The following is an 18,647-nucleotide window of genomic DNA, read 5'->3' as shown; positions in this document are numbered from 1 at the left end:
AGACCTCCATGCACTTCAAGAAACTCGCTGCCGCCACCACCCTGCTGATCTGCGCCATCCCGGCCGTCAGCCAGGCCCGTGACACCCCGGTGTACCTGCCATTCGACAAAGCCGTCGCCGAAGCCACCCGCACCGGCAAAATCGATGGCAGCGTGAAGTTCTACCTGGCGGGCAACAACCCGGCCGGCACCGTCACCGTCCTCACTGCGGGCTCCGTGACCAACAAGAAAACCAACGCCTTCAACAAGTCCGACACCGTGGCCTGCGAATGGGTCGCCCAATCGGCAATCATCAGCCTGCACCAGGCCGCCAAAAGCGCCGGCGCCAATGCCGTGACCAACATCGTGAGTTTCTATAAGAGCAACGAGCGCAAAGACGCCAAGAACTATGAATGCCACGCCGGGGCAATCATGGCGGGTGTTGCGTTGAAAGGGGATTTGGCGAAGGTTCAGTAACGTCAGATACGACAAAGGGCGCCTTTTCAGGCGCCCTTTTTTTTGCAAACAGATGATCGTTCCCACGCTCCGCGTGGGAATGCAGCCCGGGACGCTCCGCGTCCCATCCGAAGCGGACGCAGAGCGTCCATCGAGGCATTCCCACGCGGGAGCGTGGGAACGATCATCTCTGTAGTTTTCAAGGTGAGTCGTAATTGTCCAGCACACGGTTCACCGCCAACTCTCCCAGCATGATCGACTGCTGAATCCCCAACAGTGTGTTGCACTGCGATCCATCCAGAAACCTCACGAAATCACTCGCCATGACATTCGCCGATGCCAGCGATTCACAGGCGTATTCCAGCAAGGTCCGGTTGTCGATTTCGGGATCGATGAGGACAATGTTGCTAGGTTTGCGTTGGGGTTTATTGCCGGGGGCGGCGTCGTGGAGTGTGTCGCGTGATGCCGGATCGGTATCCGGAGGGTTGGGTGTTTCCTTGAACATAATTCGGTCTCCAAAAAAGTGGAGCCGTCACCGAATCGCTACTAAACAAAAGGGTGGCAGCTGAACGCAGGTTAGTAGACCGGGGAGACACGAAACCGGCGCGCCCGAGAGCGCCCTGCGCACAGCTACCATCAAGTACAGGTATGGAAAACACCTGTCAGTCTGGAAAGCAAATGCGCTTCGTGTAACCACGAGCTACTAAACCCGATCACTGATGAGCAGTGACGCGAATCAAGTTACCGACGGCCCCCAAGACGCACAAGCCGGCGGATTCTGGGGCAGTCGTAGGCTCCGCCGCAAGGCGTTGTAGGCTCCCGGAACATAGCTTCGGAAATGTCCCACAAAGTCGTCACGGTTTCAGAGGCTCGACTTTGCGCGTCAACAACTCCACAAACGCCTTCGCCATCGGCGATTTCTGATCCTTGCGCTGCACCAGCCACACCGCCGACACAGCCTCCGGATCAAGCAACGGCCGATACACCACGCCATCAATCCTCATCCGCTGATAAGACGCCGGCAACACCGAAACGCCCAACCCAGCAGCCACCAACCCGATAATGGTCATCGCCTCGCCCGCCTCTTGGGCGAAATGCGGGCTAAACCCGGCATCCCGCGCCAGGCTGAGTAGCTGCGCGTACAGACCACTGCCATAACTGCGTGGGAAAAATACGAAAGGTTCGAGGGCCAGGGCTGACAGGAACAGGCCTTCTTCGCTGCTGTTGACCAACGGATGCTTGGAACTGAGCACGGCCACCAGTGGCTCGCGCATCAATTCCACGACGCTGAGGGAATCAGGCAAGCCGAGCGGTCGCATGATGCCGACTTCAATCGATTCATCCACCAACGCGTCGGCCACTTGGGTGCTGCTCATCTCCCGCAGATTCAGGTGCACAGCGGGGAAGCGCTGACGAAACGAGAAAATCGCCTGGGGAATGGTCGAGTTGAACGGTGCCGACGAGGTGAAGCCAATCTTCAGTTCCCCCAACTCGCCAAGCTGCGCACGACGAGCAACATCTGCCGCTTTATCGACTTGAGCCAGCACCAACCGCGCCTCTTCCAGAAACAACCGACCGGCCTCACTGAGTTCGACCCGACGATTGGTCCGCTCGAAAAGCCGCGCACCGACCTCCGCCTCCAATGCTTGAATCTGCTGACTCAACGGTGGCTGCGAGATGCCCAACACCTGGGCAGCGCGGCCGAAATGCAGTTCTTCGGCGACGGCGATGAAGTAGCGCAGGTGGCGTAATTCCATGAAAACTCCATTAGGTCGTAAAACGTCTTAAACAGGTCGAATAATATATTGGATTGAATCGTTAGGCAGCTATATGCTTTTTTCCATTGCCTGACCGGCTGCGCCCTCCGAGGTCCGAAGTGAAAACTGCTGTCGCCCCACTCGCCCATGAAGTTCCGCCTACTGCGCTGGACGATGTCGTCGCCGAGCTGAACGAGATCTACATCGAAAAAGGCACGCCGATGTTCATGCGCACGGTGCTGGCGCTGTTCTCCGGCGGCTTTGCGACGTTTGCCCTGCTGTATTGCGTGCAGCCAATGATGCCTCTGCTGTCCCATGAGTATTCGATCAATGCGGCGCAAAGCAGCCTGATCCTGTCGGTGGCCACTGGCATGCTCGCGATTGGTCTGCTGATCACTGGCCCGATTTCTGACCGCGTCGGGCGCAAGCCGGTGATGGTGACCGCGTTGTTCGCCGCGGCCTTGTGCACGATGGCCAGTGCGATGATGCCGAGCTGGGAAGGCGTGTTGATCATGCGCGCGTTGATCGGGCTGTCTCTGAGCGGCCTGGCAGCGGTCGCGATGACTTACCTGAGTGAAGAGATTCACCCGCAGCACATCGGCCTGGCCATGGGTTTGTACATCGGTGGTAACGCGATTGGCGGAATGAGCGGACGTTTGATCACTGGCGTGTTGATCGACTTTGTCAGCTGGCACACGGCGATGTTGGTAATTGGCGGTTTGGCGCTGATCGCGGCGACGGTGTTCTGGAAGATCCTTCCCGAATCACGCAACTTCCGCGCCCGTTCACTGCACCCGCGCAGCCTGATCGACGGCTTCACCATGCACTTTCGCGATGCAGGCCTGCCGTTGTTGTTCCTCGAAGCCTTTGTGCTGATGGGCGCGTTCGTCACGCTGTTCAACTACATCGGCTATCGCCTGCTGGCGGCGCCCTACAACATGGACCAGGCCTTCGTCGGGTTGCTGTCGGTGGTGTACCTGTCGGGGATTTATAGCTCGGCGAAGATTGGCTCGCTGGCTGACAAGCTGGGCCGGCGCAAAGTGCTTTGGGCGACGATTGTGCTGATGCTCGCGGGCCTTGCGCTGACAATGTTCACGCCGCTGCCGCTGGTGATCATTGGCATGCTGATTTTCACCTTCGGCTTCTTTGGCGCGCATTCGGTGGCCAGCAGCTGGATTGGACGCCGGGCGATCAAGGCCAAGGGGCAGGCGTCGTCGCTGTATCTGTTCAGCTATTACGCCGGGTCGAGCATTGCCGGAACGGCCGGTGGGGTGTTCTGGCACCTCGGCGGTTGGAACGGGATCGGGTTGTTTATTGGCGGGCTGTTGGTGATTGCGCTGTTGGTGGCGTTGAAACTGGCGAAGTTGCCGCCGCTACCGGGCACCGCACAGGTTTAGCCACAACTGCGCCCTAGCGGTAATCGCGAGCCAAGGTACACTGACGGCATTCGTCAGTCTTGGTAAAGGGAAGCCAGAATGCGCCTGGACCGTCTCCACATTCAGAATTTTCGTTGCTACGAAGATGCCACTTTCGACTTTCAGCCGGGTTTCAATCTGGTGGTGGGAGTTAACGGGAGTGGGAAGACTTCGTTGTTGCAGGCGGTGGCCGCCAGTTTTGAGGACTTCGCTGCCTCCACTGGTGTTAATCAAGACTCGCTAAACGAGAAAGACGCCCGTTTTATCATCGATAACTACAACGGCCGAATTCGTTTTGAACGCCAGTACCCTATATTTCTTGAGGCAAACGGCTACGTATTCGGAAATCGCTCCTGGTCTAGAAAAAGACTGAGGGCTGAGGAGTACACCTTTCCAGACGGAGAGCTTGTTGCCGCTGTTCATCAAAACATTGATGAAATGAACGAAAGCAAAACTATTGATCTACCTTTACTGGCGTTCTATCAAGCCAACCGTCGCTGGACCACAGCGAATGTTTCCGCCGAATTTTCTGCAACTCAGAAAATATCGAGATTGGACGGTTATAAAAATTGGCATGACGCAGCAGCTGACATTAAAGACTTTGAAAGCTGGCTTATTGGAAAGACTCTGGAGCAGCTCCAGTCCGTACATCGATCTTCCAATGTTATGTCGGTCTTTGATGATGAACTCTGCTGGATTAACACAGCGCTAAGATCCGCCTTACCGAATTCAACCGGTATTTATTACGACCTTCCCCTCAGAAGCCTTCTCGTCAACCTGGAGGGGCATAGTTACTTACCATTCAACGAATTGAGTGATGGTCAGCGCGGATTGGTGGCTCTAATCGCAGACATCGCCCGCCGCATGTGCATCCTCAACCCGCATATGGGTAAAAATGTCCTGAAAAATACTTCAGGTGTAGTCATCATCGATGAACTGGACATTCACCTTCACCCTGCCTGGCAACGCATTATTGTGCCGGCACTTAAGGAAGCATTCCCCAAAGTCCAGTTCATCGCAGCCAGCCATTCACCTCAAATCATCGGCAGCCTGAAACCCGAAGAAGTCATCGTGCTTAACAACGGTGATGCTTCTCACCCACGGGTTACCTATGGCCTGGATTCCAGCAGCGTGCTGGAGGAAGTCATGGGCGTTACACAACGCGAGCCCGAGATTGAAACACTGCTCTCCGAGCTGTTTTCTACACTGGAAGACAACGACCTCAAAAGAGCAAAAATCCAACTTGAGGCGCTAAAGAAAAAAGCCCCGGACCTTCCAGAGTTCGCAGGGGCCGAAGCGTTGATCAGGCGAAAGGAGATCCTCGGTAAATGAAACGAGTGCTCAAAGGAACTGAACCCGCTTCATTTACAGAATGGAAAAACTCGGCGAATGATGAGTGGAACCCCACTTATCAAACGCTGCAAAACCCGCAAAAACGGGAGTTACATACCAATTTGTTGCTTGAGCAAGGGCACTTCTGTTGCTACTGCGGCAGAGAGATAGATGCTTCCAATAGTCATATCGAGCATTTCAAGCCTCAAGAGGACTATGAAGAGTTGGCACTGGAGTATCAAAATCTCCATGCCTCTTGTATACGAGAAACCAAGCCTGGCAACCCACTGCACTGTGGCCATCGCAAAGGAAACTGGTTTGACGAAACGCAGCACATCTCTCCAATGGATGAGCAATGCGAACTGCGCTTCCGGTATTTAAGGACAGGCAAAATCCAACCAACCGACTCTGACGACCTGCCGGCAACCAAAATGATTGAGGTGTTGGCACTAGACATTGCCTACCTCAACAATCGACGTCAGGCCACAATCCGCCGACTATTCGATGATGAGTTCATCACGCACGCCAGCGATGAAGATCTCTATCGCCTCGTGACCGCGATTCGCTCAACCGACATCTCCGATCAAAAACCTTTCGACCACATCATCGCCCGCTACGCCGAACAACTTCTCGGCCACTGAAAACCCACACAAACAAAAACGCCCGGCATAAGCCGGGCGTTTTCATTATCGGGCAACGATCACTCGTGATACTGAGCCGACAACTCATGCACCGCGCGCATAAACGCACCCGCATGCTCCGGATCAACTTCCGGCGTGATGCCATGCCCGAGGTTGAACACGTGACCGCTGCCCTTGCCGTAGCTGGCGAGGATGCGGCCGACTTCGGTGCGGATGGCTTCTGGCTTGGCGTACAGCACGGTCGGGTCCATGTTGCCTTGCAGGGCGACTTTGTTGCCGACGCGCTGGCGGGCTTCGCCGATGTCGCAGGTCCAGTCCAGGCCCAATGCGTCTGCGCCAGCATCAGCAATGCTTTCCAGCCACAGGCCGCCGTTTTTGGTGAACAGGATGACCGGCACTTTGCGGCCTTCGTGTTCGCGGATCAGGCCGCTGACGATTTTGCGCATGTAGGCCAGGGAGAATTCCTGGTACGCCGCCGCCGAGAGGTTACCGCCCCAGGTGTCGAAGATCTGCACCGCTTGCGCGCCGGCCATGATCTGGCCGTTGAGGTAGCTGGTGACCGACTGCGCGAGTTTATCCAGCAGCAGGTGCATGGCTTGCGGGTTGTCGTAGAGCATGGCCTTGGTCTTGCGGAAGTCTTTCGACGAGCCGCCTTCGACCATGTAGGTGGCCAGGGTCCATGGGCTGCCGGAGAAGCCGATCAGCGGCACGCGGCCGTTCAGTTCGCGGCGGATGGTGCTGACCGCGTCCATGACGTAGCCGAGGTCTTTGTGCGGATCCGGAATCGGCAGCGCTTCGATGTCGGCCATCGTGCTGACGACTTTTTTGAAGCGCGGACCTTCACCGGTTTCGAAGTACAGGCCTTGGCCCATGGCGTCCGGGATGGTGAGGATGTCGGAGAAGAGGATCGCCGCGTCCAGTTGCGGGTAGCGGTCGAGCGGTTGCATCGTGACTTCGCAAGCGAACTCCGGGTTCATGCACAGGCTCATGAAGTCACCGGCCTTGGCACGGCTGGCGCGGTATTCAGGCAGGTAGCGACCGGCCTGACGCATCATCCATACCGGCGTGACGTCTACAGGTTGCTTGAGCAGGGCGCGAAGGAAACGGTCGTTCTTCAGGGCAGTCATGTCGGCATCCGGAAAAAAAGTGCGGGCATTTTCTCAGAGCGCGACGCAAAAGGCACGGCAAGCGCCGCACCTTTTGTCTATCGGGTCAATTTGTCGCGGTTTCGGCACTAAAAGATCGTTCCCACGCTCCGCGTGGTAACGCCTCCTGTGACGCTCTGCGTCACGCCTTTTGGGACGCGGAGCGTCCCGGGCTGTATTCCCACGCAGAGCGTGGGAACAATCAGTGGAGGGGTTAGACGCCCAGGTAATCCAGAATCCCTTCAGCCGCATTACGGCCTTCGAAGATCGCCGTTACCACCAGGTCAGAACCACGAACCATGTCGCCGCCGGCGAAGATTTTCGGGTTGCTGGTCTGGTGCTTGTACTTGCCTTGTTCCGGGGCCACGACGCGGCCCTGGCTGTCGGTCTGGATCTCGAACTGTTCGAACCACGACGCCGGGCTTGGACGGAAACCGAATGCGATAACCACGGCGTCAGCCGGGATGATCTCTTCGGAGCCCGGGATCGGCTCTGGGCTACGACGGCCACGGGCATCCGGTTCGCCGAGACGGGTCTCGACCACCTTCACGCCTTCAACGCGGTCTTCACCCACAATCGCAATCGGCTGGCGGTTGTAGAGGAATTTCACACCTTCTTCCTTGGCGTTCTTCACCTCTTTACGCGAGCCCGGCATGTTCGCTTCGTCGCGACGATAAGCGCAGGTCACCGACTTGGCGCCCTGGCGAATCGATGTACGGTTGCAGTCCATCGCCGTGTCGCCGCCGCCCAGCACCACAACCTTCTTGCCTTTCATGTCGACGAAATCTTCCGGCGACTTTTCAAAGCCCAGGTTGCGGTTGACGTTGGCGATCAGGTAATCCAAAGCGTCATGCACGCCCGGCAGGTCCTCACCGGCAAAGCCACCTTTCATGTAGGTGTAAGTGCCCATGCCCATGAACACGGCATCGTATTCTTCGAGCAGTTGCTCGACGGTCACGTCCTTGCCCACTTCGGTGTTCAGGCGGAACTCGATGCCCATGCCGGTGAAGACTTCGCGACGATTGCTCAGCACGGTCTTTTCCAGCTTGAACTCGGGGATGCCGAAGGTCAGCAGACCGCCGATTTCCGGGTTCTTGTCGAACACCACCGGAGTCACGCCGCCACGTACCAGCACGTCGGCACAGCCCAGGCCGGCCGGGCCTGCGCCGATGACCGCAACACGTTTGCCGGTCGGCTTGACCTTGGACATGTCCGGGCGCCAGCCCATGGCGAACGCGGTGTCGGTGATGTACTTCTCGACCGAACCGATGGTCACCGCGCCGAAGCCGTCGTTAAGGGTGCAGGCACCCTCGCACAGACGATCCTGTGGGCACACCCGGCCGCAGACTTCCGGCAGGGTGTTGGTCTGGTGCGACAGCTCGGCGGCCTGGAGGATGTTGCCCTCGGCCACCAGTTTCAGCCAATTGGGAATGAAGTTGTGCACCGGGCACTTCCATTCGCAATACGGGTTACCGCAACCCAGGCAGCGGTGGGCCTGATCGGCCGAATGCTGGGGTTTGAAGGGTTCGTAGATTTCCACGAACTCTTTCTTGCGTTGACGCAACAGTTTCTTCTTCGGATCTTTGCGCCCGACGTCGATGAACTGGAAGTCGTTATTCAGACGTTCAGCCATTGTTAAAACCTCATCAAACTCTTCAGGCGCATATCACTGCGGATTGGCACGGGTGCTGGAAAGCAACGATTTCAGATTGGCAGCCTTAGGCTTGACCAACCAGAAACGGCGCAGATAGTCGTCGAGGTTTTCAGCGAGGTTACGACCCCATTCGCTGTCGGTTTCCGCGACGTATTCGTCCAGCACGCGTTGCAGGTGGCTGCGATAGGACTCCATCGCTTCGCCGCTGATCCGCTGGATTTCCACCAGTTCGTGGTTGACCCGGTCAACGAAGGTGTTGTCCTGGTCGAGCACGTAGGCGAAACCGCCGGTCATGCCTGAGCCGAAGTTGTAACCGGTCTTGCCCAATACGCAGACGAAACCACCGGTCATGTACTCGCAGCAGTGATCGCCGGTGCCTTCCACCACGGTGTGAGCACCGGAGTTACGCACGGCGAAACGCTCGCCCGCGGTGCCAGCGGCGAACAGCTTGCCGCCCGTGGCGCCGTACAGGCAGGTGTTGCCGATAATGGCGCTGTCCTGCGTCTTGTAGACGCTGCCCTTCGGCGGAACGATGACCAGTTTGCCGCCGGTCATGCCTTTGCCGACGTAGTCGTTGGCGTCGCCTTCCAGGTACATGTTCAAACCGCCGGCGTTCCACACACCGAAGCTCTGACCAGCCGTCCCTTTGAAGCGGAAGGTGATCGGCGCGTTCGCCATGCCTTGGTTGCCGTGCTTACGGGCGATTTCACCGGAGATCCGCGCGCCGATCGAACGGTCGCAGTTGCAGATATCCAGGGCGAACTCGGCGCCGCTCATGTCGTTGATGGCCGAGGTGGCCATGTCGACCATTTTTTCGGCCAGCAGGCCTTTGTCGAACGGCGGGTTGCGGTCGACCTGACAGAATTGCGGCTTGTCTGCCGGGATGTGATCGCTGCCGAGCAACGGGGTCAGGTCCAGGTGTTGCTGCTTGGCGGTCTGGCCTTCGAGGATTTCCAGCAGATCGGTACGACCGATCAGCTCTTCGAGGGAACGCACGCCCAGCTTCGCCAGCCACTCACGGGTTTCTTCAGCGACGTAGGTGAAGAAGTTGATCACCATATCGACAGTGCCGATGTAGTGGTCTTTACGCAGCTTCTCGTTCTGAGTCGCGACGCCAGTGGCGCAGTTGTTCAGGTGGCAGATGCGCAGGTATTTGCAGCCCAAAGCGATCATTGGCGCGGTGCCGAAGCCGAAGCTTTCAGCGCCGAGGATCGCAGCCTTGATCACGTCGAGGCCGGTTTTCAGGCCGCCGTCGGTCTGCACCCGGACTTTGCCGCGCAGGTCGTTGCCGCGCAGGGTCTGGTGGGTTTCGGCCAGGCCGAGTTCCCACGGTGCGCCTGCGTATTTGATCGAGGTCAGCGGCGATGCGCCGGTGCCGCCGTCATAGCCGGAGATGGTGATCAAGTCCGCGTAGGCCTTGGCCACACCGGCGGCGATGGTGCCGACGCCCGCTTCTGCGACCAGTTTCACCGAGACCAGGGCCTTCGGGTTGACTTGTTTCAGGTCGAAAATCAGTTGCGACAAGTCTTCAATCGAGTAGATGTCGTGGTGCGGCGGCGGCGAAATCAGGGTCACGCCCGGTACCGCATAACGCAGCTTGGCGATCAGACCGTTGACCTTGCCCCCTGGCAGTTGACCCCCTTCGCCGGGCTTGGCGCCCTGGGCGACTTTGATCTGCAGCACTTCAGCGTTGACCAGGTATTCCGGGGTCACACCGAAACGGCCCGTCGCCACTTGCTTGATTTTCGAGCTCTTGATGGTGCCGTAGCGCGCCGGGTCTTCGCCGCCTTCGCCGGAGTTGGAACGCGCACCGAGGCGGTTCATGGCTTCGGCCAGGGCTTCGTGAGCTTCTGGCGACAAGGCGCCCAACGAGATGCCGGCGGAGTCGAAGCGCTTGAGCACCGACTCCAGCGGTTCGATCTCGCTGATGTCCAACGGCGTGTCCAGGGTTTTGACCTTGAACATGTCACGGATCATCGACACCGGACGGTTGTCCACCAGCGCCGTGTATTCCTTGAACTTGCTGTAGTCGCCCTGCTGCACAGCGGCTTGCAGGGTGCTGACCACGTCCGGGTTGTAGGCGTGATATTCGCCACCGTGGACGAACTTCAGCAGACCGCCCTGCTGGATCGGCTTGCGCGGGCTCCAGGCTTCGGCGGCCAGGGCTTTCTGCTCGGCTTCGATGTCGACGAAACGCGCACCCTTGATGCGGCTCGGCACGCCACGGAAGCTCAGTTCGCAGACTTCTTCGGACAGGCCGATGGCTTCGAACAACTGCGCACCGCGGTACGAAGTAATGGTGGAGATGCCCATCTTCGACAGGATCTTCAGCAGACCTTTGGTGATGCCTTTGCGGTAGTTCTTGAACACCTCATAGAGGTCGCCCAGGACTTCACCGGTACGGATCAGGTCGCCCAGCACTTCGTAGGCCAGGAACGGATAGACCGCCGAGGCGCCGAAACCGATCAACACCGCAAAGTGATGCGGATCGCGAGCAGTGGCGGTTTCTACCAGGATGTTGGAGTCGCAGCGCAGGCCTTTTTCGGTCAAGCGGTGGTGCACCGCGCCGGTAGCCAGCGAAGCGTGGATCGGCAACTTGCCCGGGGCAATGTGACGGTCACTCAGCACAACCTGGGTACGACCGGAACGCACGGCTTCTTCAGCCTGATCGGCCACGTTGCGGATCGCCGCTTCGAGGCCGACGCTTTCGTCATAGTTGAGGTCGATGATCGCGCGCTCGAAGCCCGGACGATCGAGGTTCATCAGCGAACGCCACTTGGCCGGAGAAATGACCGGCGAGCTGAGGATCACACGCGAGGCGTGTTCCGGCGACTCCTGGAAGATGTTGCGCTCGGCACCGAGGCAGATCTCCAGCGACATGACGATGGCTTCACGCAGCGGGTCGATCGGCGGGTTGGTGACCTGCGCGAACTGCTGGCGGAAATAGTCGTACGGCGTGCGCACGCGCTGGGACAGCACGGCCATCGGCGTATCGTCGCCCATCGAGCCAACGGCTTCGTAGCCTTGTTCGCCGAGCGGACGCAGCACCTGATCACGTTCTTCGAACGTGACCTGGTACATCTTCATGTACTGCTTGAGCTGGTCGACGTCGTAGAAAGCCGAGCCGTGGTCGTTGTCTTCCATGGTCGCCTGGATGCGCAGGGCATTCTTGCGCAGCCATTGTTTGTACGGATGACGGGACTTCAAGCGGTTGTCGATGGCATCGGTGTCGAGGATCTGACCGGTTTCGGTGTCCACGGCAAAGATCTGGCCCGGGCCAACACGGCCCTTGGCGATCACGTCTTCAGGCTGATAGTTCCAGACACCGATTTCGGAGGCCAGGGTGATAAAACCGTTTTTGGTGGTGACCCAACGCGCCGGACGCAGACCGTTACGGTCGAGCAGGCACACGGCGTAGCGACCGTCGGTCATTACCACGCCGGCCGGGCCGTCCCACGGTTCCATGTGCATCGAGTTGTATTCATAGAACGCCCGCAGATCCGGGTCCATGGTTTCGACGTTCTGCCACGCAGGCGGAATGATCATCCGCACGCCACGGAACAGGTCGATGCCACCGGTGACCATCAGCTCGAGCATGTTGTCCATGCTCGAGGAGTCGGAACCGACGCGGTTCACCAATGGGCCGAGTTCTTCCAGGTCCATCAGATCGTTGGTGAACTTGGTGCGACGGGCCACGGCCCAGTTACGGTTACCGGTGATGGTGTTGATCTCGCCGTTGTGGGCGAGGAAGCGGAACGGCTGCGCCAACGGCCATTTCGGCAGCGTGTTGGTCGAGAAGCGCTGGTGGAACACGCAAATCGAGGTTTGCAGGCGCTGGTCGCTGAGGTCTGGATAGAAGGCGGTGAGATCCGCCGGCATCATCAGGCCTTTATAAATGATGGTCTTGTGCGAAAAGCTGCAGATGTAGTGATCGGCGTCGCCAGCGTTGGCCACGGACGAGCGACGACGGGAGGTGAACAGCTTGATCGCCATGTCCTGATCGCTCAGGCCTTCACCGCCGATGTACACCTGTTCGATTTGCGGCAGGCGCTCAAGGGCCAGGCGGCCGAGGACGCTGGTGTCGATCGGCACCTTGCGCCAGCCGACGAGGGTCAGACCGGCAGCGAGGATCTCGCGGTTCATGTTCTCGCGAGCCGCTTCGGCTTTGACCGGGTCCTGGTTGAAGAAGACCATGCCCACCGCATATTGCTTGGGCAGCTCGACGCCGAAGGTTTCCTGGGCAATGGCTCGCAGGAACACATCCGGCTTTTGAATCAGCAAGCCGCAACCGTCACCGGTCTTGCCGTCGGCGTTGATCCCACCACGGTGGGTCATGCAGGTCAGGGCCTCAATGGCCGTTTGCAAAAGGGTATGACTGGGCTCGCCCTGCATATGGGCTATCAGGCCGAAACCGCAGTTATCCTTGAATTCATCTGGTTGGTACAGACCTGCTTTCATAGACACTTTCTCACCAGGCTGCCTCTTTCCGAGGCAAATTTCTTTTCAATTCAACCACTTGCCATCCACGCCGAACGTACGTCAGCTTTGCGGGGGCAAAAGGGAGGTCATTGTACACACCGACACTTAGGCTCACAAATTTGACGACGAAATGTCGCAAATCTATGTCGCATTTGTGAAAGGTTTAAAGCGATATGCTGTGCTAGTCAAAACTTTTTTAATTTTGACCGCAACGACTCAAAGACCACTATGACGCAGACACCACAAGGCACGCGGTCTGTAGAGACGGCATGCACTTGTAGAAATTTTGAGGTGCCGGGAGAGGCGGCCTGGGTAAGGCCGCCGAATCTTCAGCGAGCTGTGGCCAGTTCTTGTTGGACGCTGGCGACAGAGCGAGGCCAAGGTTTACCAGCCTGAACCTTCGCTGGCAAGGCCTTGATGGCGGAAACGGCTGCATCACGGTTGGCAAAGCTGCCGTAGGTGATGACGTAAAGCGGTTTGCCGTTGAGGACTTTCTTGAAGTAACGGTACTCGCCGCCCTGCTCCTTGACGAAGGATTGTGCAGCGGCTTCGGAGCTGGTGCCGAGGATCTGCACCACGTAATTGCTCGTCGGCTGCCCGGCATACCAGGTGCCGCCGGCGGCCTTGGCCACGGTAACCGGCTTCTCGGCAGGTTTGGCGGCGACGACTGGCTTGGCCGGCGCTGGAGCCGGTTTGGCCACGGGTGCAGGCGCTGGCTTGGCGGTAGCGACCTGGGTCGGTGCCGGAGCCGGTTTCGCGGCAGGCGTCGGCGCAGGGCCTGGCTGGATGCCGGTAGGCGGTGCGATGGTGGTAACGGTCGGCGGTGTAGCGCTGGAGCCTTCGACCGGCACGCCGTCGTCGCCTTCAGTGATACCACCAGCCGCTTCGGCCAGCGGGCTGCGCATGACCGGTTGCGATTGGCCGACCAGCGGCAAAGGCATCGGTTGCGTATTACCGGCGAACTCCACGGAAGGAGCGCCGCCAGCGGCGTTCGGTTGTGGCGTACCCAATGGCAACTGGGCTTGCTCGTTGGCCGGTGCGCCGGTGGTCGGTGTCTTGCTGCGGCCCGGCATCAACCAGGCGGCGGCTACCGCGACCACGACTACGGCGGATATCGCCAATACGTGTTTCTTCGGCATGTTGAACCCCATACTTGGACGCTTCACCGCTGTGCGGCTGGCAATCATGGCTTCGATCATCGCATCGCGGGCGACCTGGTTGATGTTGCCAGGCCAACCGTCGGAGCTTTCGTGAATATCAGAGATCTGATCCGCGGTGAAAAGTTCGATACCCCGACCGGCGCCTTCAAGACGCTGATCCAGGTATTCGCGGGTTTCTTCTTCGGTGTACGGCTGCAATTCGATGACGTGGAAGCGCTCTTCCTCGAGGCTCAGCGCCTCCAGTTGCGCAATCAGCGACGACTCGCCGAACAGGAACACATGAGGGCGACCCTCTGGCGCACCGGCCGCCAGGGCCATCAAGGCGTCGAGCGCGGATTCGTCGAGCTGCTCGGCATCATCCACCAGCAAATAGACTTCCTGCCCGGTGAGGGCAAGTTGCACCACTTGGGCCAGAATCGCGCCGATCTCGGCCTGGGCCACGTTCAGCGCCTGGGCGACCTGACGCAACACACCGGCGGCATCGCCGGCACCACGGGCGGAAACCACCACGCTTTGCACGGATTGCTTGTTGGTGCTGGCCACCAGGGCCTGGCGCAACAGGGTCTTGCCGCTGCCTTGCGGGCCGGTGACCACCAGCAGCAACTGGCTGTAACGCGCCAGGTGATGCAGTTGTCCCAGCACCGGTTTGCGCTGGGCCGGGAAAAATTTGAAGCCAGGCACCCGTGGAGCGAAAGGGTCATGACTTAACTGGAAATGGCCGAGGAAAGCCTCGTCGGCATGCAAACTAGTCATCGGGATCTTATTAACCTTTAAGCTGAGCCAGGGCGCGGTAATCCGCTCCCAGCGTGGCCTGTAAAACCTCTTTCGGATAATCGTCGGTCACCACCGCTTCGCCCATGTGGCGCAGCAGCACCAGGCGCAAACGACCGTCGATCACTTTCTTGTCAATTGCCATGTGTTCGAGAAAATCGGCTTCGGCCATCTCTTCCGGCGGGATGACCGGCAGGCCGGCACGCTGGAACAGGCGAATACCGCGATCTCGCTCTTGCTCGCTAATCCAGCCCAGGCGCGCGGACATTTCCAGCGCCATTACGGTGCCCGCAGCGACCGCTTCACCGTGTAGCCACACACCATAGCCCATGTGGGTTTCGATGGCATGGCCGAAGGTATGCCCCAGGTTCAACGTGGCGCGAACGCCGTTTTCTTTTTCGTCAGCGCCGACCACCGCAGCCTTGGCCGCGCAGGAGCGTTCGATCGCGTAAGTCAGGGCCACTTGATCCAGGGCGCGCAGGCGATCGACGTTTTCTTCGAGCCAGGTGAGGAACGGCTCGTCGCAGATCAGCCCGTACTTGATGACTTCAGCCAGGCCCGCAGAGAGCTCGCGAGCCGGCAAAGTATTGAGGGTCGCGGTATCGATCAGCACCACATTGGGCTGATAGAAGGCGCCAACCATGTTCTTGCCCAGCGGATGATTGATCCCGGTCTTGCCGCCCACTGACGAGTCGACTTGCGACAGCAACGTGGTCGGCACCTGGATGAAATCGACACCGCGCTGGTAGCAGGCCGCAGCAAAACCGGCCATGTCACCGATCACGCCGCCACCGAGGGCGATCACCGTGGTGCGGCGGTCGTGCCGGGCGGTCAGCAGACCGTCGAAAATCAGTTGCAGGGTTTCCCAGGTCTTGAAGGCTTCGCCGTCCGGCAGCACCACCGAGACAACTGAAAATTGTGCGAGGCTTTTGGTCAGACGTTCGAGATAGAGCGGCGCCACGGTCTCGTTGGAGATGATTGCCACTTGCCGTCCGCGAACGTGCGGGGCCAGCAACTCGGGCTGATCCAACAAACCTTCGCCAATATGAATCGGGTAGCTGCGCTCGCCTAGATCGACCTTGAGTGTCTGCATGTGTCCCCACAGTGAAGATGGAATCAGGCGTCCTGCCTTGAGTTAACGAATGTGCGCGGCGCTTGCTGGTGTGACGCCGTTTGATAGCCATCCGCCACAACCTTGAGCGGCCATGACAGGACGCCGAGGATAGCGCATTTCGCGCCGCGCTTTAACGGGGAGGAAGCTGCTGCAAGCGTTCAAGGATGTCGAGCACGACCATTCGCGGCGGCCGCTCATCGGTTTCCACCACCAGATCGGCGATTTCCCGATAAAGCGGATCGCGGATCGCCAGCAGATCCCGAAGGGTCTTGGCCGGATCGGCGGTGCGCAACAGCGGACGATTGCGATCACGGGAAGTGCGGCCGACTTGCTGCTCGACGGACGCATGCAGATAAACCACACGCCCCCCGGCATGCAGGGCCCGACGATTGGCTTCGCGCATCACTGCACCACCACCGGTCGCCAGCACTACGCCGTCGCAGGCACACAGCTCTTCGATCATCGATTGTTCGCGATCACGAAAGCCCGGCTCGCCTTCCTTATCGAAGATCCACGGGATATTGGCGCCCGTGCGCAATTCAATTTCCTTGTCGGAATCTTTGAATGGCAGGCGCAGCTCTTTGGCCAGCAACCGGCCGATGGTGCTTTTTCCAGCCCCCATCGGTCCAACAAGAATCAAATTTCGCACAGAATCAATGACTCACAGCAATCGCCTGGTTGTTCATGATACGCGGAGTGAGAAATACCAGCAGCTCGGATTTTTTCTCCGAAACCACGTCACGCCGGAAAAGGCGGCCAAGATACGGCACATCGCCGAGAAATGGCACCTTATCTACAACCTTGCTCTGAGTATTTGAGAAAACCCCGCCAATGACGATGGTCTCGCCGTCGTTGACCAGCACTTTGGCGTTGACCTCGTTTTTCTTGATCGGCGGTACGTCCTGCACTTTGTTGAGGTAATCCGGTTCGTCCTTGGTGACCTTGACCTCCATGATGATGCGGTTGTCCGGGGTGATTTGCGGCGTCACTTCCAGGGACAGCGAGGCCTCCTTGAACGACACAGAAGTCGCACCACTGGAACTGGCTTCCTGATAGGGAATCTCGGTGCCCTTGAGGATTTTTGCGGTTTCCTTGTCGGACGTGACCACCTTGGGCTGCGAGACGATTTCGCCGTTGCCGGTCTTCTCCATCGCCGTCAGCTCAAGATCGAGCAGCACGTTGTCGGTGATGAACGCGATGCCGAGCCCCGAAGTATTGGCCGCAGTCCCCATATCGACGAACGACGAGTTGGTGTTCGTGCCGCCAGGCGTACCAATGGTGGCCGACCCGTCGGTGCCGTTGCTGACACCCGACGTGTTCCAGTTACCTTTGTTCTGGATCGACCCACCCCAGCGCACGCCGAGACTCTTGTCGTAATCGACGTTGGCTTCAACGATTCGCGCTTCGATCATCACCTGGCGCACCGGGATATCCAGTTGCGCGACGATGCGCCGAAGCTCGTCGAGGCGGTCCTGGGTCTGGTAGGCGATGATGTTGTTGGTCCGGTCGTCGACGGTGATCGAACCGCGCTCGTCGACTTTCGCCTCGGCGCTGGTCACCGAAGTGAACAGCTTGGCGATGTCCGCAGCTTTGGCGTAGTTGACCTGCAACAGCTCCCGACGCAACGGCGCCAGTTCGGCGATCTGTTTCTGCGACTCCAGTTCCTGACGCTCACGGGCGGCGATTTCATCCGCCGGCGCGACCAGCAAGACGTTACCGATCATGCGCTTGTCCAGACCTTTGGTTTTCAGCACCAGGTCCAGCGCCTGGTCCCACGGCACGTTCTGCAGTCGCAAAGTAATGCCGCCCTGCACCGTATCGCTGGCCACCAGGTTGAGGTTGGTGAAGTCGGCGATCAGCTGCAGCACCGAGCGCACATCGATGTCCTGGAAATTCAGCGAGAGTTTTTCACCGGTGTAGGCAAAGCGTTCGGCATTACGCTTCTGCAAGTCGTCGGCGGTCACCGGACGAATGCTGACGGTCAGCTTGTTGTCAGTCTGGTAGGTCGAATATTCGAAGGCGCCGCTGGGTTCGATGCTGATCACGGCGCGGTCGCCGGTGGCGCTGGCATTGACGAATTGCACCGGGGTGGCGAAATCCTTGACGTCGAGACGCACGCGCAATGGCTCGGGTAATTGGGTCCTGGCGAAGCCGAGGATGATCTTGCCGTCGCGTTCCTGGATGTCTGGCGCAATGGACGGATCCGACAAGTCGATCACCACATTGCCTTCGCCCTGGGTGCCGCGCTGAAAGTCCACGCCCCGGATCGACTTGCCCACTGGCGCATAGGCTTTCGCCGGGGCCGGCGTTGCGGTAGCAGTGCGGGGCGTGCTGGCGACAGGTTTGGACGCCGCGCCTTTAGCGCCTTGCCCAACGACCACGAACAGTTTGTTGCCTTCAACCCTGGAGCTGTAGGGCGTCAGTTGCGTCAGGTTGATGATCAGTCGCGTACGGTCCTTGGCCTCCACCACCGTTGCACTGCGGGCGTTGCCGCCACCCAGGTCGCGATTTTTGCTGGCCAGTTTGTTGACCACGCCCGGCAGATCAAGCGCAATGCGCGCCGGTGATTCGGTGGTGTAGCCGTGAGGCGGCGGTGGCGGCCCGTCGAAGGTCAACTTCAACTCGACGCGGTCACCCGGCAGCGCGGCGACATCCAGCGCATTGAGGTTGGCCGCTTGTACCATCGGCGACAGCAGCGCTATCCATAGCGAAATACCGAGGGTTGAGAAAATCCTGTTCATTATT

General features: G+C 59.0%; 13 protein-coding genes. 4 read left to right on the top strand and 9 right to left on the bottom strand.

The window, feature by feature from the left end; all coding sequences use genetic code 11:
• Window positions 1-8: 8 nt before the first annotated feature.
• Window positions 9-455 (top strand): excinuclease, encoded by a 447-nt coding sequence (locus ACA071_RS02225; protein WP_497642944.1) that lies wholly within the window; start codon window positions 9-11, stop codon window positions 453-455.
• Window positions 456-633: 178 nt separating this feature from the next.
• Here the strand turns inward: ACA071_RS02225 and ACA071_RS02220 are convergent, their stop codons facing one another.
• The gene (locus tag ACA071_RS02220; protein ID WP_497642943.1) at window positions 634-939 is read right to left on the bottom strand and encodes a DUF6124 family protein; all 306 of its coding nucleotides are present in this window, start codon (window positions 937-939) and stop codon (window positions 634-636) included.
• A 349-nt stretch (window positions 940-1,288) separates the two neighbouring features.
• Window positions 1,289-2,191 carry a LysR family transcriptional regulator gene (locus ACA071_RS02215; RefSeq protein ID WP_497642942.1) on the bottom strand — a complete coding sequence of 301 codons (903 nt, stop codon included), beginning with the start codon at window positions 2,189-2,191 and terminating at the stop codon, window positions 1,289-1,291.
• A gap of 167 nt (window positions 2,192-2,358) precedes the next feature.
• Between ACA071_RS02215 and ACA071_RS02210 the strand changes: the two genes are divergently transcribed.
• The 3 genes from ACA071_RS02210 (at window position 2,359) to ACA071_RS02200 (ending at window position 5,579) form a co-directional block, all read left to right on the top strand.
• A complete protein-coding gene (locus ACA071_RS02210) occupies window positions 2,359-3,588 on the top strand; it encodes an MFS transporter (RefSeq protein ID WP_497645254.1) in 1,230 nt (409 codons plus the stop codon).
• Window positions 3,589-3,666: 78 nt separating this feature from the next.
• The gene (locus ACA071_RS02205) at window positions 3,667-4,938 is read left to right on the top strand and encodes an AAA family ATPase (RefSeq protein WP_497642941.1); all 1,272 of its coding nucleotides are present in this window, start codon (window positions 3,667-3,669) and stop codon (window positions 4,936-4,938) included.
• The gene (locus tag ACA071_RS02200) at window positions 4,935-5,579 is read left to right on the top strand and encodes a retron system putative HNH endonuclease (RefSeq protein WP_497642940.1); all 645 of its coding nucleotides are present in this window, start codon (window positions 4,935-4,937) and stop codon (window positions 5,577-5,579) included. Before ACA071_RS02205 ends, ACA071_RS02200 begins: the two co-directional genes overlap by 4 nt.
• Window positions 5,580-5,638: 59 nt before the next feature.
• On the opposite strand, the gene hemE is transcribed toward ACA071_RS02200, so the two are convergent.
• The 7 genes from hemE to ACA071_RS02165 all read right to left on the bottom strand — a co-directional run bounded on the left by hemE (window position 5,639) and on the right by ACA071_RS02165 (window position 18,643).
• A complete protein-coding gene (hemE, locus tag ACA071_RS02195; protein ID WP_169371984.1) occupies window positions 5,639-6,706 on the bottom strand; it encodes a uroporphyrinogen decarboxylase in 1,068 nt (355 codons plus the stop codon).
• Between the two features lie 232 nt (window positions 6,707-6,938).
• On the bottom strand, window positions 6,939-8,357 hold the full coding sequence (locus ACA071_RS02190; RefSeq protein WP_201199952.1) for an FAD-dependent oxidoreductase: 1,419 nt from the start codon (window positions 8,355-8,357) through the stop codon (window positions 6,939-6,941).
• A 33-nt stretch (window positions 8,358-8,390) separates the two neighbouring features.
• Complete coding sequence (gene gltB, locus ACA071_RS02185) at window positions 8,391-12,836, bottom strand: glutamate synthase large subunit (protein ID WP_497642939.1); 4,446 nt, start codon at window positions 12,834-12,836, stop codon at window positions 8,391-8,393.
• A 350-nt stretch (window positions 12,837-13,186) separates the two neighbouring features.
• Complete coding sequence (locus tag ACA071_RS02180; RefSeq protein WP_497642938.1) at window positions 13,187-14,770, bottom strand: AAA family ATPase; 1,584 nt, start codon at window positions 14,768-14,770, stop codon at window positions 13,187-13,189.
• A 10-nt stretch (window positions 14,771-14,780) separates the two neighbouring features.
• On the bottom strand, window positions 14,781-15,881 hold the full coding sequence (gene aroB, locus ACA071_RS02175; protein ID WP_497642937.1) for a 3-dehydroquinate synthase: 1,101 nt from the start codon (window positions 15,879-15,881) through the stop codon (window positions 14,781-14,783).
• 151 nt (window positions 15,882-16,032) lie between these two features.
• The gene (gene aroK, locus ACA071_RS02170; RefSeq protein WP_497642936.1) at window positions 16,033-16,551 is read right to left on the bottom strand and encodes a shikimate kinase AroK; all 519 of its coding nucleotides are present in this window, start codon (window positions 16,549-16,551) and stop codon (window positions 16,033-16,035) included.
• Between the two features lie 4 nt (window positions 16,552-16,555).
• A complete protein-coding gene (locus tag ACA071_RS02165) occupies window positions 16,556-18,643 on the bottom strand; it encodes a type IV pilus secretin PilQ (RefSeq protein WP_497642935.1) in 2,088 nt (695 codons plus the stop codon).
• Between the last annotated feature and the right edge of the window lie 4 nt (window positions 18,644-18,647).

It is taken from the genome of Pseudomonas sp. LBUM1646 (genome assembly GCF_059716165.1).
This window is presented reverse-complemented; position numbering and strand designations above follow the sequence as displayed.

Bases quoted from the DNA above. Each gene is read 5' to 3' on its own strand.
- ACA071_RS02180 (WP_497642938.1), bottom strand. From the start codon at position 14,770: ATGACTAGTTTGCATGCCGACGAGGCTTTCCTCGGCCATTTCCAGTTA.
- ACA071_RS02190 (WP_201199952.1), bottom strand. From the start codon at position 8,357: ATGGCTGAACGTCTGAATAACGACTTCCAGTTCATCGACGTCGGGCGC.
- ACA071_RS02205 (WP_497642941.1), top strand. From the start codon at position 3,667: ATGCGCCTGGACCGTCTCCACATTCAGAATTTTCGTTGCTACGAAGAT.
- ACA071_RS02220 (WP_497642943.1), bottom strand. From the start codon at position 939: ATGTTCAAGGAAACACCCAACCCTCCGGATACCGATCCGGCATCACGC.
- ACA071_RS02215 (WP_497642942.1), bottom strand. From the start codon at position 2,191: ATGGAATTACGCCACCTGCGCTACTTCATCGCCGTCGCCGAAGAACTG.
- aroB (WP_497642937.1), bottom strand. From the start codon at position 15,881: ATGCAGACACTCAAGGTCGATCTAGGCGAGCGCAGCTACCCGATTCAT.
- ACA071_RS02165 (WP_497642935.1), bottom strand. From the start codon at position 18,643: ATGAACAGGATTTTCTCAACCCTCGGTATTTCGCTATGGATAGCGCTG.
- ACA071_RS02225 (WP_497642944.1), top strand. From the start codon at position 9: ATGCACTTCAAGAAACTCGCTGCCGCCACCACCCTGCTGATCTGCGCC.
- ACA071_RS02200 (WP_497642940.1), top strand. From the start codon at position 4,935: ATGAAACGAGTGCTCAAAGGAACTGAACCCGCTTCATTTACAGAATGG.
- gltB (WP_497642939.1), bottom strand. From the start codon at position 12,836: ATGAAAGCAGGTCTGTACCAACCAGATGAATTCAAGGATAACTGCGGT.
- hemE (WP_169371984.1), bottom strand. From the start codon at position 6,706: ATGACTGCCCTGAAGAACGACCGTTTCCTTCGCGCCCTGCTCAAGCAA.